Genomic DNA, 12,484 nt, shown 5'->3' on the forward strand with positions numbered 1-12,484 from the left:
TTGACCCTTGAGCCAAGTTTGGTTCGCTTCTGTTGCTTCGGCGACAGGCAAGAACCGCATTGATCTTAAACTGAAGAGTTTGATCATGGCTCAGATTGAACGCTGGCGGCAGGCCTAACACATGCAAGTCGAGCGGTAACAGATCCAGCTTGCTGGATGCTGACGAGCGGCGGACGGGTGAGTAATGCATAGGAATCTGCCCGATAGTGGGGGATAACCTGGGGAAACCCAGGCTAATACCGCATACGTCCTACGGGAGAAAGGGGGCTTCGGCTCCCGCTATCGGATGAGCCTATGTCGGATTAGCTAGTTGGTGAGGTAACGGCTCACCAAGGCCACGATCCGTAGCTGGTCTGAGAGGATGATCAGCCACATCGGGACTGAGACACGGCCCGAACTCCTACGGGAGGCAGCAGTGGGGAATATTGGACAATGGGGGGAACCCTGATCCAGCCATGCCGCGTGTGTGAAGAAGGCCCTCGGGTTGTAAAGCACTTTCAGCGAGGAAGAACGCCTAGCGGTTAATACCCGCTAGGAAAGACATCACTCGCAGAAGAAGCACCGGCTAACTCCGTGCCAGCAGCCGCGGTAATACGGAGGGTGCAAGCGTTAATCGGAATTACTGGGCGTAAAGCGCGCGTAGGTGGCTTGATAAGCCGGTTGTGAAAGCCCCGGGCTCAACCTGGGAACGGCATCCGGAACTGTCAAGCTAGAGTGCAGGAGAGGAAGGTAGAATTCCCGGTGTAGCGGTGAAATGCGTAGAGATCGGGAGGAATACCAGTGGCGAAGGCGGCCTTCTGGACTGACACTGACACTGAGGTGCGAAAGCGTGGGTAGCAAACAGGATTAGATACCCTGGTAGTCCACGCCGTAAACGATGTCGACCAGCCGTTGGGTGCCTAGCGCACTTTGTGGCGAAGTTAACGCGATAAGTCGACCGCCTGGGGAGTACGGCCGCAAGGTTAAAACTCAAATGAATTGACGGGGGCCCGCACAAGCGGTGGAGCATGTGGTTTAATTCGATGCAACGCGAAGAACCTTACCTACTCTTGACATCCTGCGAATTCGGTAGAGATACCTTAGTGCCTTCGGGAACGCAGAGACAGGTGCTGCATGGCTGTCGTCAGCTCGTGTTGTGAAATGTTGGGTTAAGTCCCGTAACGAGCGCAACCCTTGTCCTTATTTGCCAGCGCGTAATGGCGGGAACTCTAAGGAGACTGCCGGTGACAAACCGGAGGAAGGTGGGGACGACGTCAAGTCATCATGGCCCTTACGAGTAGGGCTACACACGTGCTACAATGGTCGGTACAAAGGGTTGCCAACTCGCGAGAGTGAGCCAATCCCGAAAAGCCGATCTCAGTCCGGATCGGAGTCTGCAACTCGACTCCGTGAAGTCGGAATCGCTAGTAATCGTAGATCAGAATGCTACGGTGAATACGTTCCCGGGCCTTGTACACACCGCCCGTCACACCATGGGAGTGGACTGCACCAGAAGTGGTTAGCCTAACGCAAGAGGGCGATCACCACGGTGTGGTTCATGACTGGGGTGAAGTCGTAACAAGGTAGCCGTAGGGGAACCTGCGGCTGGATCACCTCCTTAACCGATGACTCATCCTCGCGGTAAGCGCTCACAATGAATTACCTGATCAGATAGTAGAGCAAACGGTTTACGCACGATCCCCTCTTGGGTCTGTAGCTCAGTTGGTTAGAGCGCACCCCTGATAAGGGTGAGGTCGGCAGTTCAAGTCTGCCCAGACCCACCAAATTTTATCAATTACATCATAACCTTGTGCTTTGTATAGTCAGACTATGCGGCGCCTTGGCATGCTTTGTGAGACATAAAATTACCGAGAGGTCAGTGTGGTCAGATGGGGCCATAGCTCAGCTGGGAGAGCGCCTGCCTTGCACGCAGGAGGTCAGCGGTTCGATCCCGCTTGGCTCCACCATTCTCGACACCGTTTGTTGTTTCGTGACCATTGATAAGTCAGACGCATTAGCGTTGCCTTATCACTGTTCACTGAACAGTCGCTCTTTAACAATGTATAACATGCTGACATGAACGTTTATTGGAACGTTCATACGTAATTGTTAAGTGATACGTCTCAAGCGTATCCGGCAATCGTTGTCATTGCGAGATACCAGACCCCTTCGGGTTATAGGGTCAAGCAATGAAGCGCACACGGTGGATGCCTAGGCAGCCAGAGGCGATGAAAGACGTGGTAGCCTGCGATAAGGTTCGGTGAGGTGGCAAACGACCTGCGACCCGGACATCTCTGAATGGGGAAACCCACTCATCACAAGATGAGTATCTTGCGCTGAATCCATAGGCGTAAGAGGCGAACCAGGGGAACTGAAACATCTAAGTACCCTGAGGAAAAGAAATCAACCGAGATTCCCCTAGTAGCGGCGAGCGAACGGGGACCAGCCCTTAAGCGTGTGAATGATTAGGCGAACAGACTGGGAAGTCTGGCCATAGCGGGTGATAGCCCCGTAGTCGAAAATCTGATCACGTGAAATCGAGTAGGTCGGGGCACGAGAAACCTTGACTGAAGACGGGGGGACCATCCTCCAAGGCTAAATACTCCTGGCTGACCGATAGTGAACCAGTACCGTGAGGGAAAGGCGAAAAGAACCCCGGAGAGGGGAGTGAAATAGATCCTGAAACCGTGTGCGTACAAGCAGTAGGAGCGGACTTGTTCCGTGACTGCGTACCTTTTGTATAATGGGTCAGCGACTTATATTCAGTGGCGAGGTTAACCGTATAGGGGAGCCGTAGGGAAACCGAGTCTTAACTGGGCGACACAGTCGCTGGATATAGACCCGAAACCGAGCGATCTATCCATGAGCAGGGTGAAGGTTGAGTAACATCAACTGGAGGCCCGAACCAGGATCTGTTGAAAAAGATTTGGATGACTTGTGGATCGGAGTGAAAGGCTAATCAAGCTCGGAGATAGCTGGTTCTCCTCGAAAGCTATTTAGGTAGCGCCTCACGTATCACCGCCGGGGGTAGAGCACTGTTTCGGCTAGGGGGTCATCCCGACTTACCAACCCGAGGCAAACTCCGAATACCGGTGAGTGCCAGCGTGGGAGACACACGGCGGGTGCTAACGTCCGTCGTGAAAAGGGAAACAACCCAGACCGTCAGCTAAGGTCCCCAAATCCTGGTTAAGTGGGAAACGATGTGGGAAGGCTCAGACAGCTAGGAGGTTGGCTTAGAAGCAGCCATCCTTTAAAGAAAGCGTAATAGCTCACTAGTCGAGTCGGCCTGCGCGGAAGATGTAACGGGGCTAAACCAGGTACCGAAGCTACGGGTTCACACGATGTGTGAGCGGTAGAGGAGCGTCGTGTAAGCCGATGAAGGTGTGTTGAGAAGCATGCTGGAGGTATCACGAGTGCGAATGCTGACATGAGTAACGATAAAGGGAGTGAAAAACTCCCTCGCCGGAAGACCAAGGGTTTCTGTTCGACGCTAATCGGAGCAGAGTGAGTCGGCCCCTAAGGCGAGGCCGAAAGGCGTAGTCGATGGGAAACGGGTCAATATTCCCGTACCGGACATGATTGCGATGGGGGGACGGAGAAGGCTAGGTGAGCCAGGCGTTGGTTGTCCTGGTGAAAGTGAGTAGGCTGAGCGCTTAGGTAAATCCGGGCGCTCAAGGCCGAGACACGAAACGAAGACACTACGGTGTCGAAGTCATTGATGCCACGCTTCCAGGAAAAGCCTCTAAGCTTCAGATCATGTGCGACCGTACCCCAAACCGACACAGGTGGTCAGGGTGAGAATCCCAAGGCGCTTGAGAGAACTCGGGTGAAGGAACTAGGCAAAATGGTGCCGTAACTTCGGGAGAAGGCACGCCGGCGTAGGGTGAGAGGACTTGCTCCTTCAGCCCGAACCGGTCGAAGATACCAGGTGGCTGCAACTGTTTAGTAAAAACACAGCACTCTGCTAACGCGCAAGCGGACGTATAGGGTGTGACGCCTGCCCGGTGCCGGAAGGTTAAGTGATGGTGTTAGGCCTCGGCCGACGCTCTTGATCGAAGCCCCGGTAAACGGCGGCCGTAACTATAACGGTCCTAAGGTAGCGAAATTCCTTGTCGGGTAAGTTCCGACCTGCACGAATGGCGTAATGATGGCCACGCTGTCTCCACCCGAGACTCAGTGAAATTGAAATCGCCGTGAAGATGCGGTGTACCCGCGGCTAGACGGAAAGACCCCGTGAACCTTTACTATAGCTTCACACTGGACGCTGATGTTGCCTGTGTAGGATAGCTGGGAGGCTTTGAAACCCGGACGCCAGTTCGGGTGGAGCCAACCTTGAAATACCAGCCTGGCATCATTGGCGTTCTCACTCAGGTCCGTGATCCGGATCGAGGACAGTGTGTGGTGGGTAGTTTGACTGGGGCGGTCTCCTCCCAAAGCGTAACGGAGGAGCACGAAGGTACCCTCAGCACGGTCGGACATCGTGCAATGAGTGCAAGAGCATAAGGGTGCTTGACTGCGAGACAGACACGTCGAGCAGGTGCGAAAGCAGGTTCTAGTGATCCGGTGGTTCTGTATGGAAGGGCCATCGCTCAACGGATAAAAGGTACTCCGGGGATAACAGGCTGATACCGCCCAAGAGTTCACATCGACGGCGGTGTTTGGCACCTCGATGTCGGCTCATCACATCCTGGGGCTGAAGTCGGTCCCAAGGGTATGGCTGTTCGCCATTTAAAGTGGTACGCGAGCTGGGTTTAGAACGTCGTGAGACAGTTCGGTCCCTATCTGCCGTGGGCGTTGGATGTTTGAGAAGAGCTGCTCCTAGTACGAGAGGACCGGAGTGGACGACCCTCTGGTGTTCCGGTTGTCACGCCAGTGGCATTGCCGGGTAGCTATGGTCGGACGGGATAACCGCTGAAAGCATCTAAGCGGGAAGCCCCCTTCAAGATGAGACATCCCCGAGGCCTAGAGCCTCCTAAAGGGCCCAGCGAGACCAGCTGGTGGATAGGCACGGTGTGGAAGCGCTGCAAGGCGTTGAGCTAACGTGTACTAATGGCCCGTGAGGCTTGACCCTATAACACCCAAGGGGTCTGGTCGCCGTGATAACGACCGAGTGGACAGCCACTCGAAAAACCGGATACGCATCCGCCCGCCAAGACGCTGGCGGACAAGAGACGATCACTTACCGCGTCAACGACGCACTCAGCATGATATGCATGACCCGTTACGCCTGACGACCATAGCACGCGTGAACCACCTGATCCCATGCCGAACTCAGAAGTGAAACCGCTTAGCGCCGATGGTAGTGTGGGGTCTCCCCATGCGAGAGTAGGTCATCGTCAGGCACTTATTAAGAAACCCCGGCCATCTGGTCGGGGTTTTGCTTTTTAGGGGTCTCCCCCTGAAGAGTAGCGGAGCGCCGCCCGGGTCATCGTCAGGCACTTATATCGCAAAGAACCCAGCCAAACGGCTGGGTTTTTTGTTGCGCGCTCGAGAAGCCCCGTACACACCGTGTGCGGGGCTTTTTGCCGTTTGGGCCATAACCGGTCTGCGCTGCCGTGGAAGTGACAAAAGCCGCTGATGAGAAGCGGCTTGTCTAGCGAGCGTCAATTTCGCAATCAATCCCGGCGATGCTGGCAAACGCCGCCTGCCCAGGTTTCATAGATGGCGCGATCATCGGCCAGCATCATGAGGGCGAAGAGGCGCTCGCCCAGCGTGGTGCAGTGCTGAATGCGGCGCTCAAGAAGCGACGTGGCATGTGGGTCGATGACGACGAAATCGGCTTCGTAGGAGGGGGCAAGTTGTCCAATGTGATGATCCAGTGACAGCGCTTTGGCGTTACCGTGGGTCAAGCCGTAAAAACCTTGCCATGCCGTCAGTGGCTGGCCGCGAAGTTGGCCCACCTGGTAAGCGCTTTTCAACGTTCCGAAACCCGAAAGATCGGTACCGGCACCAATGTCGCTGGCGTAGGTAAAGGACATACCTGTTTCTTTTGCAGCGTCTCGATCGAAAAGTCCGCTACCCAGAAATAGATTAGAGCTTGGGCAGAACGCAATGTTGGCGCCTCGCTCGGCTAGACGTTGACGCATGCCGTTGTCGAGATGAATACCGTGAGCAAAGGTGCTGCGAGGGCCTACGAGGCCAGCGTCCTCGTACACCGCTAGGTAATCTCGACTGCCTGGGAAAAGTTCGGCCACCCAGTCGAGTTCGCCGCTATTTTCGGCAAGGTGTGTTTGCAGCCATAGCGATGGGTCGTTGCGTAGCAGGGCACCCGCCGCATCCATTTGAGTCTTCGTCGACGTGGGCGCAAAGCGAGGCGTTACGCTGTAGCCTAGCCGCTGTTGGCCGTGCCAATCCTCGATCAAACGCTCCGTATCGGCAATGCCCGTTGCACCGTCCATTAATGCGTCGGGTGCATTGCGATCCATCAAGACTTTTCCAACGAGCATGCGTAACTGGCGCTTCTGGCAAGCACTAAAGAAGGCATCGACCGATCCTGGATGGCTAGAACCGAACACTTGAGCCGTCGTCGTGCCGGCTCTTAGCATCTCGTCTAGAAAGGCATTGGACAGCGCTTGTGCATGGGCATGGTTGGCAAAGCGGCACTCCTCAGGAAAGGTATAGTCATTCAGCCAGTCCAAAAGCTGGCGGCCATACGACGCCATGATATCGAGCTGAACATAGTGTACGTGGGTGTCGATAAAACCGGGCAGGATCAATTTGCCGCGATAGTCGAGGATCTGGCTGTGCAGCGGAAGTTGATCGACGAGATCGCCGTAGTGGCCAATCGCCTGGATATGGCCCTCTCGAAGCCACAGGACACCATCGTTGTAATGCTCGAGGCTGCCAGGTGTCGGCAGGTCATCGTCCCCTGGGTCACGAGCAAAGCTCACCAGCTCTGCACGAATCAACGTATCGGTAGAAGTCATATTAGCTCGAGGATGTCGCCGTATCGTTAAATAGAGAGCGCAGAACAGCGGGCTCAAGCCCGCGTGTTTGTCGATCAATGGGTTTGTCAGTTAGTGATAAAAGCTCGGTGACGACGGTCATGGCAATCGCATAGGGCGTTTTGTTGCTAAGTTTGTTGCCGTGGATCGCGCCAATAGGGCAGCGTACGCGCTGAATCTCGTTGGGTTGAAAGCCATCACGCGATAAGCGTCGTTGAAAGCTTACCCATTTACTGTCTGAACCGATTAGCCCAATGGTGGTTATGTCCGGGCGTTTGAGTAGTGCTGCAATCAGGGCGTAATCTTCATCGTGGCTGTGAGTCATCACAAGAGCGTGGCATGCGGCAGGGAGGGCCATGATGCAAGAAGTCACGTTTTGCAATAGATGACAGCTCAATCGCGGCTGTTCGTCTGCGCAGTTGCGGAAACTGTCGCTGCGGCTATCGTACCAATCGATATGCCAAGGAAGAGGGGCGCTCAGTTTGACGATTTCATGGCCGACATGACCAGCGCCAAATAGCGCGAGGCGTGGGGAAGCGCCTGGGAATACCTCGAGTAGCACGTTGACGAAGCCACCGCAGCACTGACCGCTGCGACCGCCTAGGGAAAAGGCCTCGAGATGAAACCCAGCGTCTCCTTGTCGCAGTAAACCTCTGGCAGCGCTAATGGTTTGCCACTCGAAGGTGCCACCCCCCAGCGTGTCGAAAAGAGCATCATCGGTAATCACCATGCGAGCTCCCGGCTCGCGGGGGGTCGAACCTGCACACGTCACTTGGGTCGCGAGGACATGCGGCGTACCGCTTTGCTGTAAACGATGAAGCGCAGCATGCCAAGTGTCAGGGGGCGTGGTCATAACGCTTTTTTCCTAATCGCATGGGCTGCAAGCATGACTCTTTCCGGCGTGGCGGGGGTGTCTAAGTGAGGGGATGTACGATAGTCCGTCAGGCTCGACAGTGCGTCTCTTAGCGCCGACCACACGCAAATACCCAGCATGAAAGGGGGTTCGCCCACGGCTTTGGAGCGGTATAGGCTTGCCATGGAGTTAGGGTGCCCCTCCATGAGCTCGACATTGAAGACGCGGGGTAGGTCACCGTAAGTAGGGATTTTATAGGTCGCCGGTCCGTCGCTCATCAGCACACCTTTATCGCTCCATTTGAGCTCTTCGCTGGTCAACCAGCCCATTCCCTGAATGAAGCCTCCTTCGATTTGGCCGATATCGATGGCTGGGTTGAGTGAGTTGCCGACATCGTGGAGGATGTCCACTCGGTCGACGAGATATTCACCGCTTAGAGTGTCGACACTCACTTCGGCGACCGCTGCTCCAAAGGCATAGTAGTAGAAGGGACGACCTTGCCCCGTCGCTCGGTTGTAGTGAATCAAAGGGGTTGCATAGAAGCCTTTTTCCGACAGCGAGACGCGGTTCAAATATGCCGTTTGGATGAGCTCTCCCCACGGGATGCGCCGTTCGCTCTCTCCGCTGCCTGCGACCAGCATGCCATTTTCCAGTCGCATGCCCTCGCGATCTAGCCCCTCCTCGAAATGTCCAGCGGCAAAATCGAACAGCCGCTCACGAAGTTTACCGGCGGCATCTCTGGCCGCCATGCCGTTGAGATCGGCACCGCTAGAGGCGGCGGTGGGCGACGTGTTGGGGACTTTGTCAGTGCGCGTTGCGCTGATGCGGACGCTGTCTAGATCCAGTCCTAGTTCACGGGCAACCACCTGGCAAATTTTCGTGTGCAGCCCCTGGCCCATTTCCGTACCGCCATGGTTGATCATGATGCTGCCGTCGGTATAAACATGGAGCAGAGCACCCGCCTGATTGAGGTGCTGAGCGGTGAATGAAATCCCGAATTTAACCGGCGTCAGCGCTAGCCCTTTTTTGATGACGGGGCTTGTCGCGTTGAAGTCACGTACCTGTTGGCGTCGCGACCAGTAATCGCTACTGGCTTCCAGCGTATCGACGAGCGTATGCAGCAGTTGCTTTTGATCCACCTGCTGACCGTAATGCGTTGTGTCTCGACCCTCGCGATAGAAATTGCGCTTACGAATGGTGAGCGGGTCTTCGCCGACGTGACGGGCAATGTCATCCATCGCCGCTTCAATGATCATCATGCCCTGTGGACCACCAAAGCCACGGAAGGCGGTATTGGACGCCGTGTGGGTTTTGGCACGGTGGCCGGTAACGCGGGCATCACCCAGTGAGTAAGCGTTGTCCGCGTGGAACATGGCACGATCCACGATAGCGTCCGAGAGGTCAGGTGAGTAGCCGCAGTCGCCGATGACGGTGATATCGCCACCTTGAATCACGCCGCGAGCGTCGATCGCCAATCGGTATCGATTATGAAAAGGATGGCGCTTGCCCGTGATTCGCATATCGACACTTCGTGGTAGACGCAGCCGCGTAGCTCTGCCCGTACGGCGCGCAATGATCGCAGCGATGCATGCCCAGGGCGATGCTTGCGTCTCTTTGCCCCCAAACCCGCCGCCCATGCGGCGTACCTCCACCGTCACTGCATGGAAAGGGATACCTAGCACCTCGGCAACCAGCTTTTGCGTTTCGCTGGGGTGCTGGTTCGAGGTATGCACCATGACGCCTTCGTCCTCGGTGGGGATCACCACACAGGCCTGGCCCTCGAGATAAAAGTGCTCCTGTCCTCCGATGAACAGGTCGCCGTCGACCACCTGCTCGGCACCTTCTAGTGTTGCTTCCCAGTCCCCACATTCTTGTACGTGGGTAGGGCGAACGACCTCTTGCCGTTCGGAGGAGGCGACTGGATCGAGACTGGCTGGCTGCTCATCGAACTGCATCGAGGCCAATGTGACTGCTTGACGAGCGGCCTGATGAGACGTCGCCGCTACGGCAAAAAGACACTGTCCGGCATAGCTGATGTCGTGATCAACGAAAATCGGGTCGCCGGGAAACACGGGGCCAATGTCGGTATGGCCAGGAACATCGTGAAAGGTAATCACATCGACCACGCCAGGCGCCTGACGTACAGCGTCCAGCTCCAACGATACGAGCTTGCCGTGAGCGATGGGCGATAGTCCCAGCGCTATATGGAGCGCATCCTGGGGCGTCTTGAGATCGTCAATGTAGGTCGCTTTGCCGGTCACATGTTTTTCGGCACTCTCGTGAAAGCTGGAGGCACCGGCTTGCCGCTGCCCGTGACTGTCGACCGTATGGCGGGCCAGTGGACCAGAGCCCTGGATGTGATCGCGTAATTCGCGACGAGCACGGCGACTATCGCCATCGAGCTTAGTGAGCGTACGCATCGAGCATCACCTCCTGTGTCGGTGCCGAGAGCGAGAGATAAAGCCGCTCCATGAGGTTAGCAGCGGCTTGCTGTCGATAGTGTCGACCGCCGCGTACGTCGCTCATCGGCTGAAAGTCATCGGCGAGTGCTTGCTGAGCAGCTTGGAAGGACTCTTGCGATACGGGGGTGTTCGTCAAAGCGGCTTCTGCTTGCAAGGCGCGCTTGGGTACGGCAGCCATGCCGCCAAAGGCGACGCGCACATCGCTCAAAACACCGTCACTCAGGCGATAGTGAAAGGCGCCTAACACGGCCGAAATATCGTCCTCACGGCGTTTAGAGAGTTTCCACACTTTCAGGTCGCAACCTTCGGCCAAGCGAGGGAGGAATATTCGGCTAATGATTTCATCGTCAGCGAGCGCCGTTTTTTTATAGTCCAAGAAGAAATCGCTCAGAGGGAGTAGGCGGCGACCGCCCTGATGGACAAGCTCTATCGAGGCGTTCAGCGCTAACAGCACCGGTGGTGTATCGCCAATGGGCGAGGCATTGGCGATATTGCCGCCTAGCGTGCCTCGATTGCGCACCTGTTGAGAACCAAGTCGCTGTAGCAGATGAGCAAACGCCGGGAAGTGCGCTTCGAATAGCGGCTCTAACTGGGAATAGGTAACGCCTGCGCCTATCCACCAACCGGGCTGCTCTGCCAGTGTGGCTTCCTCGATGTGGTGAAGCGATTCGACGCGTGTGACATCGATTAATTGATTCAGCGTAGCAAGTCGCTGAGTGTTTTCGAGCCATAGATCGGTAGCGCCTGCGACCAAGCGCGCCGAGGGATAACGGCGGCGAAGAGCGGTCAGCTCTTTAAGCGTGGTGGGCTGCGCAAAGAAGCGGGAGACGGTCTCTTCCAGGCAGGTGGGCGTCAGTGCTGACGGACATGGCTGAGTGGCGTCGAACCACTGCGGCGTCTGCCACTCGTAGGACGACATGCTGAGGGCAGCATCCCGAATAGGGCGATAACCGGTGCAGCGACATAGGTTGCCCCCCAACGAGGCTTCCAGTCGCTCCGGACTTAAAGGCGCCGGTCGCTGGTGTTGTTGGGCGTGAAGTGTGAAGAGTGACATGACAATACCAGGCGTACAGAAGCCACATTGACTTCCATGGCACTCGACCATCGCGCGTTGCGCCGGGTGAAGCTGTCCATTGACCGATAAGCCTTCTACCGTCACTAGGTGCTGACCCTGTAATTGATGGGCAGGTGTAATACAGGAATTGAGACTGGCAAACTCAGAGGCTGTAGGGCCTTTCATCGCCACGGTGCAGGCGCCGCAGTCTCCCGAAGCGCAACCCTCTTTCGTACCCGTCATGCCCAAATGATCGCGCAACAACGTTAGAATGCTGGTGTCAGGGGGCACCTGACACTGGGTCGGGGTGCCATTGAGCAAAAACTCAATTGTCGCCATGCCAAACTCCGTTATGATTGTTCTGACCGATTGGTCAATATCGTTGAGCTTGGGACAAAACGGCGCACCTTGCAAGACTTTGTTAAACACGATGTGTCACGCACTTTTAAAGTGCATTTTACTGAAAGTGCACGGTAATGTGGCGTGCTGCCCAGTACCGCTGACCCGTTCGCTAGCGAGCGATCATAAGGAGCCTACTGAATGTCGGTCGATACCGCGAATCCAGAAAACGCCAGCAGAGAACGTATCGAACAGACCATCTTGAGCGCGGCTGAACAGGTGTTTTCGCAGCATGGTTATCGGGGGGCGAGTCTTCAAGCGATTGCCGATCTTGCCGGGCTGCCCAAAGCTAACGTTCTCTATTACATGGGGAGCAAGCAAGCACTCTATGTACGTCTATTGAACCGAATGATGACGCGATGGAACGCGGTGCTAGAAGATATCCATGAAGACAGCGATCCTGCCCAAGTACTCCGCGACTTCATACGCACCAAAATGGCGCTGGGGCAGCGCTATCCAGAGGGGTCAAAACTGTTCGCAGCGGAAATTCTGGCGGGGGCACCGTTTTTGAAGGAGTACCTCTCCGGTGAGCTCAAAGCGTGGGTCGCTTCCCGTGCCGCCATCATGCGCGCGTGGTCGCGGCAGGGCAAGATGGATGATGTGGACCCACGCTGGCTGATTTTTTTGATTTGGTCAGCCACCCAGCACTACACGGAATACAGTGCTCAGGTATCCGGTATTCTTGGCGAGGAATCCCTTGGCGAGGCGGATCTGTTGTCCATTTGCCAATTCTTGGAGCACGTCATTCTCAAGGGGTGCGGTATTGCACCCTCTGACGCGCTGACCCAATGAC

5 protein-coding genes, 2 tRNA genes and 3 rRNA genes are annotated in these 12,484 nt (G+C 56.0%); 6 read left to right on the forward strand and 4 right to left on the reverse strand.

The genetic code is table 11. The features are described 5' to 3' along the window. Positions 1-67: 67 nt before the first annotated feature. The 5 genes from GYM47_RS08035 to rrf all read left to right on the forward strand — a co-directional run bounded on the left by GYM47_RS08035 (position 68) and on the right by rrf (position 5,321). A 16S ribosomal RNA gene (locus GYM47_RS08035) occupies positions 68-1,600 on the forward strand. An 86-nt stretch (positions 1,601-1,686) separates the two neighbouring features. Beyond that, positions 1,687-1,763 (forward strand) — tRNA-Ile (locus GYM47_RS08040). Between the two features lie 107 nt (positions 1,764-1,870). Then, positions 1,871-1,946 (forward strand) — tRNA-Ala (locus GYM47_RS08045). 213 nt (positions 1,947-2,159) lie between these two features. Beyond that, a 23S ribosomal RNA gene (locus tag GYM47_RS08050) occupies positions 2,160-5,050 on the forward strand. Between the two features lie 155 nt (positions 5,051-5,205). Beyond that, a 5S ribosomal RNA gene (gene rrf, locus GYM47_RS08055) occupies positions 5,206-5,321 on the forward strand. Together the 16S, 23S and 5S rRNA genes with 2 tRNA genes alongside form the textbook arrangement of a ribosomal RNA operon. 273 nt (positions 5,322-5,594) lie before the next feature. On the opposite strand, the gene guaD is transcribed toward rrf, so the two are convergent. Genes guaD through xdhA form a run of 4 tightly spaced genes read right to left on the reverse strand, consistent with a single transcriptional unit; the run spans position 5,595 to position 11,631 of the window. Beyond that, the gene (gene guaD, locus GYM47_RS08060) at positions 5,595-6,905 is read right to left on the reverse strand and encodes a guanine deaminase (protein WP_153844007.1); all 1,311 of its coding nucleotides are present in this window, start codon (positions 6,903-6,905) and stop codon (positions 5,595-5,597) included. A gap of 1 nt (position 6,906) precedes the next feature. Next, positions 6,907-7,776: a xanthine dehydrogenase accessory protein XdhC gene (gene xdhC / locus GYM47_RS08065; protein ID WP_153844008.1), complete on the reverse strand. Its 870-nt coding sequence runs from the start codon at positions 7,774-7,776 to the stop codon at positions 6,907-6,909. After that, positions 7,773-10,196, reverse strand: coding sequence for a xanthine dehydrogenase molybdopterin binding subunit (gene xdhB, locus GYM47_RS08070; RefSeq protein WP_139528544.1), 2,424 nt, complete (start codon positions 10,194-10,196; stop codon positions 7,773-7,775). The genes xdhC and xdhB overlap by 4 nt, the downstream gene beginning before the upstream one ends. Then, positions 10,180-11,631 carry a xanthine dehydrogenase small subunit gene (xdhA, locus tag GYM47_RS08075; protein WP_153844009.1) on the reverse strand — a complete coding sequence of 484 codons (1,452 nt, stop codon included), beginning with the start codon at positions 11,629-11,631 and terminating at the stop codon, positions 10,180-10,182. The genes xdhB and xdhA overlap by 17 nt, the downstream gene beginning before the upstream one ends. Positions 11,632-11,832: 201 nt before the next feature. Between xdhA and GYM47_RS08080 the strand changes: the two genes are divergently transcribed. Next, positions 11,833-12,483 carry a TetR family transcriptional regulator C-terminal domain-containing protein gene (locus tag GYM47_RS08080; protein WP_139528542.1) on the forward strand — a complete coding sequence of 217 codons (651 nt, stop codon included), beginning with the start codon at positions 11,833-11,835 and terminating at the stop codon, positions 12,481-12,483. The last annotated feature ends 1 nt before the right edge of the window (position 12,484 follow it).

Source organism: Vreelandella piezotolerans (assembly GCF_012427705.1).
In the GTDB taxonomy this organism is placed as follows: Bacteria; Pseudomonadota; Gammaproteobacteria; order Pseudomonadales; family Halomonadaceae; genus Vreelandella; species Vreelandella piezotolerans.

Excerpts from the sequence above, each read along its gene's own strand:
- guaD (WP_153844007.1), bottom strand. The coding sequence starts at position 6,905 with ATGACTTCTACCGATACGTTGATTCGTGCAGAGCTGGTGAGCTTTGCT.
- xdhC (WP_153844008.1), bottom strand. The coding sequence starts at position 7,776 with ATGACCACGCCCCCTGACACTTGGCATGCTGCGCTTCATCGTTTACAG.
- xdhB (WP_139528544.1), bottom strand. The coding sequence starts at position 10,196 with ATGCGTACGCTCACTAAGCTCGATGGCGATAGTCGCCGTGCTCGTCGC.
- GYM47_RS08080 (WP_139528542.1), top strand. The coding sequence starts at position 11,833 with ATGTCGGTCGATACCGCGAATCCAGAAAACGCCAGCAGAGAACGTATC.
- xdhA (WP_153844009.1), bottom strand. The coding sequence starts at position 11,631 with ATGGCGACAATTGAGTTTTTGCTCAATGGCACCCCGACCCAGTGTCAG.